Below are 15,909 nucleotides of genomic sequence, written 5' to 3' on the forward strand. Positions count from 1 at the left end.
CATCCGAATGAAATATTGTCTCATTAAAAGTTCACTTATTATGTGTGGTTTTAATTTTTCAATTTTCTTCAATTGATTTAAAAAATGACTCTCACCAGATGAAAGACCTTCTTCAAAAGTACGAAGCCAAAGAACCAGAAATAATTTTTAATTGGAAAGACCCAGAAACAGATGCCGAAGGGTGGACTGTGATAAACTCCCTAAGGGGAGGTGCAGCAGGAGGAGGCACGCGTATGCGCAAAGGTTTGGATATGAATGAGGTTTTGTCTTTGGCAAAAACCATGGAGGTAAAATTTACCGTGTCCGGTCCTGCCATAGGAGGCGCCAAATCCGGTATCAATTTTGATCCAAAAGATCCACGGAAAAAAGGGGTATTGGAACGTTGGTACCAAGCCGTTTCCCCCTTGTTGAAAAGTTACTATGGAACAGGAGGGGATTTGAATGTGGATGAAATCCATGAAGTGATCCCTATTACTGAAGAAAGTGGGGTTTGGCATCCACAGGAAGGGGTTTTTACGGGACATTTCAAACCTACAGAAGCCGATAAGATAAACCGAATTGGCCAGTTGAGGCAAGGGGTTATCAAGGTTATTGAAAACCCGAACTTTTCACCCAGTGTTAAAAGAAAATATACCATAGCGGATATGATTACAGGTTTTGGGGTTGCCCAAGCCGTAAAGCACTATTATGACATCTATGGGGGCACTGTTGTAGGAAAGAAGGCCGTGATTCAAGGTTTTGGGAACGTAGGAGCAGCAGCCGCTTTTTATTTGGCACAAATGGGTGCCAAGGTGGTTGGGATTATAGATATTACAGGAGGCTTGATACGTGAAGAAGGGTTTACTTTTGAAGAAATCACCGATTTGTTTTTAGCCAAAACAGGGAATACGCTGGTTGCAGACCAGGTAATCCCTTTTGATGAGATCAATGAAAAGATTTGGGGCATGCAAACTGAAATATTTGCTCCTTGTGCAGCCTCCCGATTGATAACCAGACAGCAAATAGACCAAATGATAGATAGTGGCCTGGAAGTGATTTCCTGTGGTGCCAATGTGCCTTTTGCAGATAAGGAAATATTTTTTGGACCCATTATGGAGCATACAGATAAGCGCGTAAGCTTGATTCCAGATTTTATTTCCAATTGTGGAATGGCTCGTGTATTTGCTTATTTTATGGAAGCTCGTGTTCAAATGACCGATGAAGCCATTTTTAACGACACTTCGAATACCATTAGAAAAGCCATTCAAAACGTATACAATCAAAACAATTCTAAAACCGATATCAGCGAAACTGCATTCGAAATTGCACTTAGCCAACTTATTTAACAGTTCATTTTTATGGAAACAATCATCATATTAGTATTCGTACTGGGCTATTTGGCCATTACTTTAGAACACAACTTAAAAATAGATAAACTTATTCCTGCTTTGGTTATGATGGCCATTTGTTGGGCTTTAATAGCTTTGGGGCTGGATCATTTTACCCAATGGTTCGATTCTGCACAACATAGTTTGTTGGAGAATTTTGGGTTGTTGAACCATGAGGAAAAGATGCATTTAATGGAAGAGACCCTCTTGCACCATCTGGGTAAAACAGCTGAAATATTAGTCTTTTTATTGGGAGCCATGACCATAGTTGAAATTATAGATTATTTTGACGGCTTTGCTACCATAAAGAGCTTTGTGAAAACAAAAAGCAAGAAACGCATTTTATGGATTTTTGCTTTTTTGGCTTTTTTCCTTTCGGCCATTATCGATAACCTAACAGCCACCATTGTACTTATATCCATATTACAGAAACTGGTACACGACAGAAATTCCCGTATTTGGTATGTAGGTTTAATAGTTGTAGCAGCCAATGCTGGAGGAGCTTGGTCTCCAATTGGAGATGTAACCACGACCATGTTGTGGATAGGGAAGAAGGTTACAACAGGACATTTGTTTGTATACTTATTTATACCTTCTTTATTGTGTATGTTGGTACCTACGTTTATTGCCTCATTCCTTCCGGTTTTCAAAGGGACATTTGAGCATGTGGAAGAAGATACCGATAAGCCAAAAAGCAAATTTAGCGCAACCATGTTATACTTAGGGTTGGGAGGTATTGTTTCTGTGCCAATTTTTAAAACCATTACCCATTTACCTCCTTATGTAGGCATGATGTTGGCTTTGGGCGTTGTGGCCATTTTTGCAGAACTGTACAGTAACTCTAAATTTGCCTTGTCTTTTGATACGGATGAGAATGCCGACCACCAAGGGCATCACAGTCCGGTGCATGCGTCTTTATCCAAAATAGAATTGCCAAGTATCCTTTTCTTTTTGGGGATATTAATGGCAGTTGCAGCCTTGGAATCTTTAGGAATCTTGTTTGGTTTTGCAACCAGTTTGCAAGAGCATATGCCTATGTTGGGAACCGAGTTGCATCATGAGGGCGTTTCGGATTTAGTGGTGTTGTTATTGGGTGTAGGCTCGGCCGTTATAGACAATGTGCCATTGGTAGCAGCTAGTTTGGGTATGTTTTCGGAACCTATTGATAATGAATTGTGGCATTTTATTGCCTATTCGGCAGGGACAGGCGGAAGTATGTTGATCATTGGATCGGCAGCAGGAGTAGTTGCCATGGGAATGGAAAAAATAGATTTTTTCTGGTATTTGAAAAAAATCTCTTGGTTGGCTTTGGTAGGCTTCTTGGTAGGAGCCGTAGCCTTTATGTTTACCAGAACCATTTTCTAATTATAATTTAAAGCACAAACAAACGTTATTAACGTAATAATAGAATAAAAGCATATGATACATTTATTTTTACAAGACGCACAAGAAGGAACCGAGTTGCTTAACGATGGTGAATCTGTAGAAAAAACCTTGTCCATTATCGAGTTGATAACGAGTGGAGGAACAGCTGGAATGATCATTATTACCATCTTGTTTGTGTTGTTGATTGTTGCCACTTATATTTATTTTGAACGGTTATTTGCCATCAAGGCAGCTTCCAAAATAGATGCCAATTTTATGAACCAGATCAAGGACCATGTCTCCAATGGGAAAATAGATTCTGCACAAATGTTGTGTGCCCAGGTAAATTCGCCTGTATCCAGACTTATTAGTAAGGGCATTACGCGAATAGGGAAACCTTTGGAAGATATCAATACTGCCATTGAAAATGCCGGTCGTTTGGAAATTTACAGTCTGGAAAAAAATGTGAGTGTTTTGGCAACCATTTCTGGGGCAGCGCCTATGATTGGGTTTTTAGGAACCGTAATAGGGATGATCCTTTCCATTTTTGAAATAGCCAATTCAGGAGGGCAAATAGACATCAAGCTTTTAGCCGATGGTTTGTATACCGCCATGACCACAACCGTTGCTGGATTGATAGTTGGGATTATAGGTTATATAGCCTACAATCATTTGGTGGTTAAAACAGATAAAGTAGTGTATCAAATGGAAGCGAATTCCTTAGAATTTTTAGATCACTTAAACGAACCTATTTAATGAATTTAAGAGGAAGAAATAAAGTCACGCCAGAATTCAATATGTCGTCCATGACAGATATTGTATTCCTGTTGCTTATCTTTTTTATGTTGGCTTCCACGTTGGTAACTACCAATGCCATAGATATTTTGTTGCCAAAGGCCAGTGGAAAAACCGAAAATAAAAAATCGGTTGCCGTGAGCATTAAAAAAGACCTGACCTATTATATAGATCAAAAACGAGTAGGGGAAAGCATGCTGGAGTCTGAACTTATAGCTGTTTTATCCAACGAAGAAAAGCCGACTTTGGTTTTAAGGGCAGAAAAATCTGTTCCTGTGGAACATGTTGTAAAGGTGATGGATATTGCCAATAGAAACAAATTCAAGGTAATTTTGGCTGTAAAACCAAATTAGAGTTAGATGAAGTATTTTGAAACCATACACGAACGTAATTCAGCGAAATTAACAGCCCTTATTGCTGTATTGATTATTTTGTTGTTGTTTGTGGTTGGTACGCAATATATGGATCCACCAGAGGAATATGGTGTTGCTGTAAACTTTGGAACCACAGATTTTGGCAGTGGCGATGTACAACCAACAAAGCCAGTTAAGTCGGAACCAAGGGAAGTAAAGGAACAGCCTCAGGAAACGGTAAAACAGCCGGAACAAAAGCAGCCAGAGGCAGCAGCATCCAAGACCAAGGTCGAAGATGTTTTAACTGCAGATAACGAAGAAGCCATAGCCATAAAAAAACAGAAAGAGGCTGAGGCAAAAGCAAAACAAGTGGCAGATGCCAAAGCCAAGGCGCAAGCAGAAGCAGAAGCAAAGGCTAAAGCAGAAGCTGATAGAATAGCCAAAGAGCAAGCTGAGAAAGAAGCTAAAAAGAAGAAGCTGGACGCGTTAATAGGAGGTGTCAGTAAGTCGGAAGGCCAAGATACTGGAGGCGAAGGCAACGATAACAAAGCAGGAGATAAAGGGCAGTTGGATGGCGATCCGTATGCTGCAAGTTATTTTGGGGAGCCAGGTTCTGGCAATGGAGGTGTAGGTTACGGATTAAAAGGGCGTGGAGCTCCTACAAAAAAAGTCTATAAGCAAGATTGCAATGAATCTGGTATGGTTATCGTAAAAATCGTTGTCAATAGAAATGGCGATGTTATTGAAGCCATTCCGGGTGTTAAAGGCACTACCAACACAGCTGCCTGCTTGTTGGAGCCAGCAAAAAAAATAGCCTTATCCCATAAATGGCGCGCAGACAATAAAGCACCAGCCAAACAAATAGGCTTCGTAAAGGTAAATTTCAATTTAGGGCAATAATGACATATCAAGATACTGTTAATTGGATGTTCTCCAAACTTCCAATGTATCAACGACAAGGGCAATCGGCCTACAAAGCAGATTTAAAAAATTCCCTTTTATTAGCCGAACATTTAAACAATCCGCAACAACACATTAAAACCATCCATGTAGCAGGTACCAACGGGAAAGGGTCTACCAGTCATATGTTGGCTTCCATTTTACAGGAAGCAGGTTATCAGGTAGGCTTGTTTACTTCGCCACATTTAAAGGATTTTAGGGAACGCATTAAAGTAAATGGCAAAGTGGTAAGCAAAGCCTTTGTTGTTGGGTTTATTAAAAGGAACAGCCGTTTTTTGGAATCCCGGAATTTATCTTTTTTTGAAATGACTTCAGGGATGGCCTTCGATTATTTTAAAGAGCAACAAGTAGATGTGGCCGTTATAGAAGTTGGCTTGGGAGGCAGGTTGGATTCCACCAACATCATCACACCAGTAGTTTCGGTTATTACCAATATTGGTTTGGATCATACCCAATTTTTGGGAACTAGCTTAGAACAGATAGCATTTGAAAAAGCAGGTATTATTAAGCCACACCTGCCAGTGGTTATAGGAGAAACGCAGGAGGCAACCAAACAAGTTTTTAAAGAGGTGGCAACCAGGCAGCAAAGTGATATTTATTTTGCAGATGCATTGATACAAGAGGTGTATCCAAGCGATTTAAAAGGAAGCTATCAACAAAAGAACATCAAAACCGTACTACAAACCATACAGGTTTTAAAGAGCAGCTTTTCAGTTTCTGAACAGCAAATAAAAAAAGGCTTATTGCATGTTGTAAAAAATACCGGTTTGCAAGGTAGGTGGCAAGTGCTTCAAGAGTTGCCCAAAATTATTTGTGATACTGCCCATAATACAGAAGGTTTAAAATACATAGTAAAACAGTTGGAAGAAGAACCGTTTCAACACTTGCATGTGGTTTTTGGAGTTGTAAATGATAAGGATTTGGGAGGTATTTTAGACCTATTGCCTAAACAAGCCACTTATTATTTCTGTAAACCGAATGTTCCAAGAGGTATGGATGCCGATTTATTGGCAGAGGCATTTTTAAAAGAAGGGTTTGTGGGCAATAGCTATCTAAGTGTAAATGAAGCATTCATGGCAGCCAAAAAGGAAGCCACGAACAAGGATTTGATTTATGTGGGAGGCAGCACGTTTGTGGTAGCAGAAATAATTTAATTTTTTTTCAAAAAAGCTTTTGCAATATGGAAAACTAATTTATATTTGCAATCCAATTACGAAAGGGCGCGTAGCTCAGTTGGTTCAGAGCACCTGGTTTACACCCAGGGGGTCAGGGGTTCGAATCCCTTCGCGCCCACTTTATATAGAAAATCCACACTAAAAGTGTGGATTTTTTTTATTCCAGCTACAACTCTTTTAGGAGCTTTATTGAAACGCGTTGTTTTTTTTGAAACTCAAGGGTGTTTCCTGTTTTACTTTTTTAAACTGTCTGTTGAAATTTGAGATGTTGTTAAAGCCTACTTTATATGCCACATCGGAAATGGTATGGTTTTTTTTGGACAAAATGAGTTTACAGGCATGTTCTATGCGCAACTCGTTTAAAAATGCCCCATAGGTTTTGTTGGTATATTTCTTAAAGTATTTGCAAAAAGCATTCTTGGTCATGTTTGCTACATTGGCAACAGCGTCTAAGGTTATGTCTTGGTGGTAGTTGTTCATGGTATAATCAAACACATCCCTTAAACGTTCCCCTTCAACAACCGAATAATTTTTTTCATAAATAAAAGAGGAGAGACTTTTGTAATCGCTATTTACAACATGTTTTAACAATTGCAGGAGGATGATAAATCTCTCCAATTTCGTGGCTGTCTCAATGTCGTTAAACAGCGCAATTATTTTTTCGTGATTGGAAGTCACTTTAAAACCTTGTTTGGCTCTATTGAAAAACACTTGTAACTCCATAAGTTCTTCCAATTCAAAAAAGGTCTTTCCAAAACTGGTTTCCGTAAAGAATAAAGAAACCATGTGTGATTGTTGATATTGTTCTTGATCGCTTTGAAATACGTGTGGAACTTGACTGCCAATAACCAACACATCGCCAGGCTTGTAATAATTGATACTGTCGCCCACAATAAGAGTGCCTTCACCTTCAACGATATAACTCAATTGGATTTCTTCATGTTGATGAAGTTTATCATAAAAGAAAGCTTCTTTATCCACTTGATAAATTAAGGCGGCCAATTCAGGTTTGGGGATTTTAAATGGAAGGACTTTCATCTTATATAATTTAATACACATACAAAATTAAGCTAATTATGTATTAATTAATAATAAATGGATAATATAATATTATAACTGGATAAATATGGGTTATATAACTACAGGTTTCCAAATTAATTTTGTATTAACAAAAAACACAGAAATTATGAGTATTCAATGGAAAGGCGTTATGCCAGCAGTTACAACCAAGTTTACAGAAACAGACGAATTGGATTTAAACATGTTTGAGGTTAATATTAAGGCCCAACTGGAAGCCGGAGTTCATGGCATTGTACTAGGAGGAACTTTAGGGGAAGCGAGCACCTTACTGGACGAAGAGAAACGCCAGTTAACGCAAGCCACTGTTGATATTGTAAAAGGGCAAGTGCCTGTTTTGATAAACATTGCAGAGCAAACCACCAAAGCCGCCATTCATGCTGCGCAAAAAGCAGAAGAGGATGGAGCCAAAGGTTTGATGATGTTACCACCTATGCGCTATAAATCTGGAGATAGGGAAACCGTGGAATACTTTAAAGCTGTGGCCAATAACACGTCGTTGCCAATTATGGTCTATAACAATCCTGTGGATTATAAAATTGAAGTGACAATGGACATGTTTGAGGAACTGTTAAAATGTGACAATATTGAAGCTGTAAAGGAATCGACAAGGGATACGACCAACATTACACGAATCAAAAACCGTTTTGGCGACCGATTAAAAATCATGACAGGAGTAGATACCATAGCCCTTGAGAGTTTGTTATTGGGAGCTGACGGTTGGATAGCTGGTTTGGTTTGTGCCTTTCCTGCAGAAACAGTAGCTATTTATAAACTTCAAAAAGCAGGCAGGCTAAAAGAAGCTTTAGATATTTATAGATGGTTTATGCCTTTGTTAGAGTTAGATATAAACCCTAAATTAGTACAAAATATAAAATTGGCAGAAGTAGCCACTGGAATTGGAACGGAACATGTTCGTGCACCAAGGTTGCCTTTAATAGGTGATGAACGCCAGCATGTTTTAAAAGTGATTGAAGAAGGTGTAAAAAACAGACCCACACTTCCAGATTATAAAAACATTTAAAACAACTTATTAATAATTAGGTTTTGTTATTTCGCAGGTGTTGTGGAATTCAAAATTTAAATCAATAAAAAGATTCCTGTCTTTACAGGAATGACATACATCTTATGATATCAGGAAAAAATTATATTGGGAATCAATTAACTGCCACAGGAACCAAAACATATAAAACGTTTAATCCACAGTTACATATTGAAAACCAGCCTGTTTATACTGAAGCGACCAAGGAGGAGATAAATGCAGCCGTGACTTTAGCTTCTCAGGCATTTAAAACTTTCAGAAACACTTCTGGGGAGCAGAAAGCGGCCTTTTTAAATGCGATAGCAGACGAAATCATGGCACTGGACTCCGAATTGATTGCAACATATTGTTCAGAAACCGGTTTGCCAGAAGGACGTGCCATGGGAGAAAGAGGAAGAACGGTAGGGCAATTGCGATCTTTTGCCGAGTTGGTCCAGGAAGGGTCTTGGGTTGAGGCCACCATAGACACGGCCCAGCCAGAACGGCAACCCATGCCAAAATCGGATATTAGAAAAATGATGGTGCCTTTGGGGCCAGTGGTTGTATTTGGAGCCAGTAACTTTCCCCTGGCCTATTCAACTGCTGGTGGAGATACGGCTGCTGCCTTGGCAGCAGGCTGTCCAGTTTTAGTTAAATCACACCCCATGCATGCTGGAACAGGGGAATTGGTAGCTTCGGCCATCATTAAAGCAGCCGAAAAAACGGGTATGCCAAACGGCGTTTTTTCAAATTTAAACAGTAGTGGCATAGAGGTGGGCATGCAATTGGTGTCCCATCCAGAAGTTAAGGCTGTTGGGTTTACAGGCAGTATTCGAGGAGGACGCGCTTTATATGATTTAGCTGCAAAACGTGAAGAACCCATTCCAGTTTTTGCTGAGATGGGAAGCATCAATCCTGTGGTAATGCTTCCAAAAGCTTTAAGACATAGAGGCGAAGCGCTGGCTAAAACTTATGCAGGATCCATTACATTGGGAACGGGTCAGTTTTGTACCAATCCAGGGTTGTTGTTAGGTATTCAAGGCGATGAACTAACACAATTCATCCAGGATTTATCTGATGAAATTGTGAAGATAGAGCCATCTTGCATGTTGCACCCAAACATTATAGGGGCTTATGAAAACAACAGGCAAAAAGCCTTGTCACAACCAGAGTTAACTGTTGTGGCAGAATATGACTCAGAAGTACAATCAAATTATGCCAGACAAACCGTTACCACAGTTGAAGGAGCTACATTTTTAAAAAACACGACCTTGCATCAAGAGGTGTTTGGGCCCTATTCCATGGTGGTTCAATGTGAAAATGCCGAACAATTGGAGCAAATTATTTCGAAATTGGAAGGTCAATTAACAGGAACATTAATTGCAGAAAGCGACGAAGCTTCGCAGTATCCTGACGTCATTGACGCCCTTAAAAATCGTGTAGGACGTATTATATATAATGGTGTTCCTACAGGAGTAGAGGTTTGTCCGTCCATGGTTCATGGAGGTCCTTATCCAGCATCTACCGATAGCCGTTTTACAGCCGTTGGTATTCATTCCATTAAACGATGGGTAAGACCGTTTAGTTATCAAGATTCGCCCAATGATTTGTTGCCAGCTGCTTTGAAGAACGAAAATCCTTTAAAAATTTCCCGTTTGGTCAATAACAAACAAACCACAGACAGCATATAAAATGAGTAGAAGCACTTTTGTTTGCATAGACGCGCATACCTGTGGCAATCCGGTAAGAGTTGTTAAAGAAGGAGGCCCAGACTTGGTTGGAAAGACCATGAGCGAAAAGCGTCAGCATTTTTTAAAAGAATATGATTGGATTAGGAAAGGACTTATGTTTGAGCCTCGTGGTCACGACATGATGAGTGGAAGTATTCTATATCCTCCGCACGATCCAGAAAACGATTTTGCCATTTTGTTTATAGAAACCTCTGGTTGTTTGCCCATGTGTGGTCATGGTACCATAGGTACTATTACCATTGCTATAGAGGAGGGGTTGGTAATCCCAAAAATTCCCGGAAAAATTAGAATGGAAGCTCCAGCTGGTTTGGTTGAAATTGAATATCAGCAAACAGGAACCAAGGTGGATTGGGTAAAGCTAACCAATGTAAAAAGTTATTTGGCAGCCGAAGGCTTGACCATTGATTGTCCGGAATTGGGAGAAATTACTTTTGATGTGGCATATGGTGGAAATTTCTATGCCATAGTAGATCCACAAAAGAATTTTTCGGGAGTACAGGATTTTTCTGCTTCAAAAATCATACAATACTCGCAAGTGGTCAGACAAGGTATCAATGAAAGTTATCCCAACCGTTTTGTTCATCCAGAAAATGAAACCATTAAGGATGTGACGCATATGTTGTGGACAGGTACACCAATTGACCCAAGGTCTTCTGGAAGAAATGCCGTGTTTTATGGAGATAAAGCCATCGATAGGAGTCCGTGTGGTACAGGTACTTCAGCAAGATTGGCCCAATTATATGCTAAAGGACATTTGCAGATTGGAGAAGATTTTGTTCACGAGAGTTTTATAGGAAGCAAGTTTGTTGGACGTGTGGAAAAAGAAACCATTTTAGATGGGACCTTGGCCATTATTCCTAGCATACAGGGTTGGGCTAAGATTTATGGGCATAATACCATTAGCATAGATCCAGAAGATGATCCTTATGCGTATGGTTTTCAGGTGATTTAAAATGTCAATGATTTCATGAATTGTTAAAATCATTTAAAGATGCTTAAGTCAGAATTTGTTGAAAAGTTAAAGTATAGAACAAAAAATAGGCTGTAGATGTTGTGTTATTTACGATAGCATAAAAATTGAGGCAACCAAAGTGATAGCATATCAAATTATTAAATCAATTCCCTTGACAGCATCACATGATAGCGATGCTTGTTTGGTTCGCTTAAAAAAAGCATCTTTTGCTAAAATTTCAATAGTTTTTTAAAGAAGCTGTTAAGCCATTTTCCCCATAGAAATTTTAAACGATACAAAATAGATTTCAGAAGAAGATTTAATACCTTTAATAAGTGAATCTTTGGAATATTTAAAATCATTAAAATAAATATTCAATTATTAAACTAAATAAGTTAGAAACGGAATAATTACATAATACATCAAGTCAATAACTCAATGTCAAAACAAGTAATCATTATCGGAGGAGGCATCATCGGGTTGTGTTCTGCCTATTATCTTCAAAAGGAAGGCCATCAGGTGACCATTATCGATCAATCGAATATGGATGCTGGTGCTTCTTATGTAAATGCAGGTTATTTGTCACCTAGTCATTTGGTGCCACTATCTGCTCCAGGAGTCATGAAAAAAGGCTTAAAATGGATGCTTAACCCAGCAAGTCCTTTATATATAAAACCTCGTTTGGACCCAGACTTCATTAAATGGACCCTTGCTTTTAATAAATCTTGTCATATCAATCATGTCAATAAAGCCATTCCGGCCATTAAGGCCATTACTTTGTTAAGTCAGGATTTGTATGATGACATTAAACAAGAGGAACATTTTACGTTTCATTACGAAAAAAAGGGTTTGCTCATGTTGTGTCAAACCGACAAGATGTTGGAGGAAGAAATTGAAATAGCTCATTTGGCTAAGCGCGAAGGTTTGGACGTCCGGGAAATGAGCCAAGAAGATTTAAAAACTATAGAGCCACATGCCAGGTTAAACGTTAAAGGTGCTACCTATTATAAATGTGATTCCCACACGACTCCCCATGAGTTTATGACAGAGATGAAAGGACATTTAAAAGCCGTAGGAGTCACTTTTTTTTCAAATGAAAAGGTTGAGGGCCTTGTTATCAAGAACGGAAAAATTGAAGCTGTTCAAACTCAGAATCAAAGCTTAAAAGCTGATGAATTTGTTTTGTCTGCAGGTTCTTGGAGTGCCACATTAAGCAAAAAATTAGGATTAAAATTATTGCTTCAAGCAGGAAAGGGCTATCGCATCAATACCCATCAAGATACAGGTATTAGCATTCCTTCCATTTTAGCGGAAGCTAAAGTGGCTGTAACACCCATGAATGGGTTTACACGTTTTGCAGGTACCATGGAGATAGCTGGAATAAACGACAGTATCAATCAGGTGAGGGTGGAAGCCATAGCCAAGGCAGCCCATTCCTATTATCCAGAAGTCACTTTGTCCCAGGCAGAAAAAAACGATGCCGCTTCAGGCTTACGTCCAGTTAGCCCTGATGGGTTGCCATATATAGGTAAATCTTCAAAGTGCCATAACTTAACCATAGCCACAGGGCATGCCATGATGGGTTGGAGTATGGGAACAGCCACCGGGAAGTTGGTTTCTGAGGTTATTTCAGATAAAAAAACCATTTTAGATTTAAATCCGTTTCATCCAGATAGAACTTTTTAAACATGAGATATCATCCTATTTCAAATAGCTTATTCATAACCAATAGAAAGCGCTTTGTTTCCAAAATGAAGTCAAACACCTTAGCAATTTTAACTTCCAATGATGTGAAGCACAACAATGCAGACGATGTGATGGGTTTTGCCCAAAACAACGATTTGTTTTATTTGTGTGGTATTGACCAGGAGGAAACCATTTTGCTTATGTATCCAGATGCGTATAAAAAGGAGCATCGTGAAATTTTGTTTATAAAGGAGACCAATGAGCACATTAAGATTTGGGATGGCGATAAATTAACCAAGGAGCAAGCCACAGATATTTCAGGAATCAACCGTGTGGAATGGTTACAGGATTTCGAGAAAACCCTTCAGCTTATGGCTTTTGAAGCCGATGGGATTTATTTGGGGCATAACGAGCACATTAAGCGTGTGACATACAACCAGCAAACCCAGCAAGACCGAATGATTGCTTGGTGCAAGGAAAAATACCCTTTACATGAGTACCATCGGGCAGCCAAAATTACCCGAGAGTTAAGGCTTATAAAATCGGAAGAGGAAATCGCTTTAATGCAAGAAGCTGCCAACATTAGTGTGGCATCTTTTAAACGTGTGTTGAAAGCATGCAAGCCCCTTATGAAAGAATACGAGTTGGAAGCCGAATTAGCATACAATTTAATTAAATCTGGTGCCACGCGACATGCTTTTAAGCCCATAGTGGCTTCTGGTAAAAATGCATGTGCCTTACATTACAACACCAACGATGCCGTTTGTAAAGATGGTGAGATGATTCTTTTGGATTTTGGCGTTTGCTATGCCAATTACAACAGCGATACCACCAGATGTTTTCCAGTAAATGGGAGCTTTTCCAAAAGACAAAAAGAGGTTTACAGTTCTGTTTTGCATTGTTTAAAAGAGGGCAGTAAGTTATTGAAACCTGGCGTTTTACCTCCTGATTATGAAACACAGATGGCAACATTGGTTGAAACCGAACTCATAAAATTGGGATTGTTAGACGCCAAGGATGTTGCTAATCAGAATCCTGAAAAACCTTTATATAAAAAATATTTTATGCATGGAACAGCACATCATATAGGCTTGGATGTGCATGATGTGGGATTGTATTCCAAGCCCTTGGAGGCTGGCATGGTTTTAACCTGCGAACCAGGGATTTATATTCCTGAAGAAGGGCTTGGTTGCCGTTTGGAAAACGATTATTTAATCACCAAAGAAGGAAACATCAACTTAACAGAAGCCATGCCGATAGAAATTGATGAGATTGAAACCCTTATGACTTCTTTATCTTAATATAAAGCCATTCCTCATCGGGTCGTTTGGGTCTATAACAAAGGTGTGTATGCCTGTTATGTGAGCTGTTCCTTCAACTTGTGGAATAACAGCTTTAAACGGGCCATAATTTTCTTCAGATATTATAGAGCCTTTAAATACAGAGTCCGTTATGCTTTCAATGGTCATGACTTCTCCATACGTGATTTCATTTCTGGCTTTGTGAATAGCCATTCTTCCTGACACACCGGAACCTGTTGGACATCTGTCTACCTCACCTTCGGCAAAAATACAGACATTACGGCTGTCAGCACCAGATGCTTGTTTGTTGTTGTCTATAAAAATAGTACCATAAAGAAAGCTTAAATCTTCCTCAAAGGGATGTGCAATTTTTTTGTTGTTTTCCATGACAGCCTGTTTAATATCCATCCCTTTTGAAATCAAGGAACGATAGGATTCAGGCTTTAAATTAAAATCGAAATTATTTTTAGCCATATCCACATAGGCATAAAAAGCACCTCCATACGCTAGGTCGTAAATCACTTCGCCCAGCCCATTAACATGTACTTTATTATCTAAGCCTACCACAAAGCTTGGTACACAATGAAACCTGACACCAGTTACTTTTCCCTCTTTAACATGTGCATAGGAAGTGATCCGACCACAAGGTGCATCAATTTTTAAGATATTATCACCTTCTTTAACGTCTATCCAATTCATTTCAACAGCTAACGTTGAAATGGCAATAATGGCATGACCACACATGGTAGAATAGCCTTCGTTGTGTAAAAAGATGATTCCAAAATCGCCATCATCATCGTTTGGGGGTGTTAAAATACAGCCGTACATATCTGCATGTCCACGAGGTTCAAACATTAAGCCTGTACGTAGGTGGTCGAAATTTTGTTGACAGTACCTGCGATACTCCAATACGGAATTGCCTTTTAATTCGGGAAACCCATCGATAATAACCCGAAGGGGTTCTCCATCCGTATGCATGTCTATGGTTTTTATTTCAAGCCAATTAGGATGAGGCTTAAATTGGGTTTTGTTGCGTATGTTTAAATAAGTATCACTCATTTTTAAATTTATTATAATAATAGGTTGCGGCTGTTAAATCTTCCAGGGAATGACCCACAGACTTAAATAGAGTTATTTCTTCAATATTCTTTCTTCCCGATTTTTGATTTGAGCAAAGCTCAAACAAATCTGCTTTAATGTCTTTTTCTTTTAGAACACCACTTTGTAATGGAATAAAAATATCACCACTTTCTTTTAATCCACCTTGATAGGTATCGATAAATACAGATGCTTTTTTTATGGTGTCATCGTCTGCTTCCCTCATATCTGGTTTATAGGCACCAACCAAATCTATATGTTGTCCCGGTTTTAAATATTTGCCTAAAACCAGAGGGGTTTTAGATAAGGTGGCGCAGGATATTATATCAACCTCTGAAATTTTCTCTTCAAGGGTTGGAATGGGATGCACAGCGAATGTTTCATTTTTAAGTTGGGAGGCTATGGCTTGTGCTTTTTTAAACTGTCTTCCCCAGATGTAAACAGTCTCAATGGGTCTTACAGCAGCATGGGCCTTTATGAGGTTTATGGATAAAGCACCAGTGCCTATCATCAGTAATGAGTTAGAGTCTTTTCTGGAGAGAAAGGACGATGCCAAAGCAGAGGCTGCAGCCGTACGTTTTACAGTTAAAGCCTTGGCTTCCATGATGGCTTTAATGGTTCCTTTTAAAGCATCAAAATAAATATAGGTTCCTTGAATGGCAGGTAGGTGATACCTACTGTTTTCCGGACTTACCGTTACTATTTTAACACCTGCAATATCACTGGGTTTCCATGCAGGCATCAATAACAGTGTGGAGTCTGAATTCACTTCCGGATTGGGAAAATCGTGATGATGACGTAAAGGCACCAAAACCTCATTATTGGAAAAGCTTTGTTTCAATTCTGAAATCAATTCAGGGAACAGGGTGTTTTCCTCAATAAATGTATCTGTAATCTGTAATATGTTATCCATACTTTAAAAGTAGCCAAAATTTAAATTATATATACATTTTTACTTTAAACTGATGAAAATACTATCAGTATTGGATAATATACTACCTATTTAAC

Annotated in this window: 14 protein-coding genes and 1 tRNA gene; 12 read left to right on the forward strand and 3 right to left on the reverse strand. The window is 39.0% G+C overall.

The window, feature by feature from the left end:
* Nucleotides 1-98: 98 nt before the first annotated feature.
* The 7 genes from AACY93_RS02075 to AACY93_RS02105 all read left to right on the forward strand — a co-directional run bounded on the left by AACY93_RS02075 (nucleotide 99) and on the right by AACY93_RS02105 (nucleotide 6,133).
* Nucleotides 99-1,325, forward strand: a complete 1,227-nt coding sequence (locus AACY93_RS02075; RefSeq protein WP_007649699.1) for a Glu/Leu/Phe/Val dehydrogenase dimerization domain-containing protein — start codon at nucleotides 99-101, stop codon at nucleotides 1,323-1,325.
* Nucleotides 1,326-1,337: 12 nt separating this feature from the next.
* The gene (nhaD, locus tag AACY93_RS02080; RefSeq protein WP_007649697.1) at nucleotides 1,338-2,732 is read left to right on the forward strand and encodes a sodium:proton antiporter NhaD; all 1,395 of its coding nucleotides are present in this window, start codon (nucleotides 1,338-1,340) and stop codon (nucleotides 2,730-2,732) included.
* 54 nt (nucleotides 2,733-2,786) lie between these two features.
* On the forward strand, nucleotides 2,787-3,488 hold the full coding sequence (locus tag AACY93_RS02085) for a MotA/TolQ/ExbB proton channel family protein (protein WP_007649696.1): 702 nt from the start codon (nucleotides 2,787-2,789) through the stop codon (nucleotides 3,486-3,488).
* Nucleotides 3,488-3,880: a biopolymer transporter ExbD gene (locus AACY93_RS02090; protein WP_007649695.1), complete on the forward strand. Its 393-nt coding sequence runs from the start codon at nucleotides 3,488-3,490 to the stop codon at nucleotides 3,878-3,880. Before AACY93_RS02085 ends, AACY93_RS02090 begins: the two co-directional genes overlap by 1 nt.
* Nucleotides 3,881-3,886: 6 nt before the next feature.
* On the forward strand, nucleotides 3,887-4,780 hold the full coding sequence (locus AACY93_RS02095; protein ID WP_286854559.1) for an energy transducer TonB: 894 nt from the start codon (nucleotides 3,887-3,889) through the stop codon (nucleotides 4,778-4,780).
* The gene (locus tag AACY93_RS02100; RefSeq protein ID WP_286854558.1) at nucleotides 4,780-5,994 is read left to right on the forward strand and encodes a folylpolyglutamate synthase/dihydrofolate synthase family protein; all 1,215 of its coding nucleotides are present in this window, start codon (nucleotides 4,780-4,782) and stop codon (nucleotides 5,992-5,994) included. The genes AACY93_RS02095 and AACY93_RS02100 overlap by 1 nt, the downstream gene beginning before the upstream one ends.
* Nucleotides 5,995-6,058: 64 nt before the next feature.
* Nucleotides 6,059-6,133, forward strand: a tRNA-Val gene (locus tag AACY93_RS02105).
* 68 nt (nucleotides 6,134-6,201) lie between these two features.
* Here AACY93_RS02105 and AACY93_RS02110 read toward each other — a convergent pair.
* Complete coding sequence (locus tag AACY93_RS02110; protein ID WP_286854557.1) at nucleotides 6,202-7,053, reverse strand: AraC family transcriptional regulator; 852 nt, start codon at nucleotides 7,051-7,053, stop codon at nucleotides 6,202-6,204.
* A gap of 148 nt (nucleotides 7,054-7,201) precedes the next feature.
* On the opposite strand from AACY93_RS02110, the gene AACY93_RS02115 reads away from it, so the two are divergent.
* The 5 genes from AACY93_RS02115 to AACY93_RS02135 all read left to right on the forward strand — a co-directional run bounded on the left by AACY93_RS02115 (nucleotide 7,202) and on the right by AACY93_RS02135 (nucleotide 13,803).
* Entirely contained in the window at nucleotides 7,202-8,116 is a 915-nt protein-coding gene (locus AACY93_RS02115) for a dihydrodipicolinate synthase family protein (RefSeq protein ID WP_286854556.1), read from the forward strand.
* Nucleotides 8,117-8,220: 104 nt separating this feature from the next.
* Nucleotides 8,221-9,804, forward strand: a complete 1,584-nt coding sequence (locus AACY93_RS02120; RefSeq protein WP_287006211.1) for an aldehyde dehydrogenase (NADP(+)) — start codon at nucleotides 8,221-8,223, stop codon at nucleotides 9,802-9,804.
* A 1-nt stretch (nucleotide 9,805) separates the two neighbouring features.
* Nucleotides 9,806-10,816, forward strand: coding sequence for a 4-hydroxyproline epimerase (locus AACY93_RS02125; protein ID WP_007649689.1), 1,011 nt, complete (start codon nucleotides 9,806-9,808; stop codon nucleotides 10,814-10,816).
* A gap of 438 nt (nucleotides 10,817-11,254) precedes the next feature.
* Entirely contained in the window at nucleotides 11,255-12,502 is a 1,248-nt protein-coding gene (locus AACY93_RS02130; RefSeq protein WP_287006213.1) for an FAD-dependent oxidoreductase, read from the forward strand.
* A 2-nt stretch (nucleotides 12,503-12,504) separates the two neighbouring features.
* Entirely contained in the window at nucleotides 12,505-13,803 is a 1,299-nt protein-coding gene (locus tag AACY93_RS02135; protein WP_287006214.1) for an aminopeptidase P family protein, read from the forward strand.
* On the opposite strand, the gene AACY93_RS02140 is transcribed toward AACY93_RS02135, so the two are convergent.
* Together AACY93_RS02140 and AACY93_RS02145 are read right to left on the reverse strand one after the other, a co-directional pair.
* The gene (locus tag AACY93_RS02140) at nucleotides 13,795-14,862 is read right to left on the reverse strand and encodes a proline racemase family protein (protein WP_287006215.1); all 1,068 of its coding nucleotides are present in this window, start codon (nucleotides 14,860-14,862) and stop codon (nucleotides 13,795-13,797) included. The genes AACY93_RS02135 and AACY93_RS02140 overlap by 9 nt on opposite strands.
* The gene (locus tag AACY93_RS02145) at nucleotides 14,855-15,814 is read right to left on the reverse strand and encodes an ornithine cyclodeaminase family protein (protein WP_287006216.1); all 960 of its coding nucleotides are present in this window, start codon (nucleotides 15,812-15,814) and stop codon (nucleotides 14,855-14,857) included. The genes AACY93_RS02140 and AACY93_RS02145 overlap by 8 nt, the downstream gene beginning before the upstream one ends.
* Between the last annotated feature and the right edge of the window lie 95 nt (nucleotides 15,815-15,909).

Origin of the sequence: uncultured Xanthomarina sp. (assembly GCF_963971605.1) — a bacterium.
Classification (GTDB): Bacteria; Bacteroidota; Bacteroidia; order Flavobacteriales; family Flavobacteriaceae; genus Xanthomarina; species Xanthomarina gelatinilytica.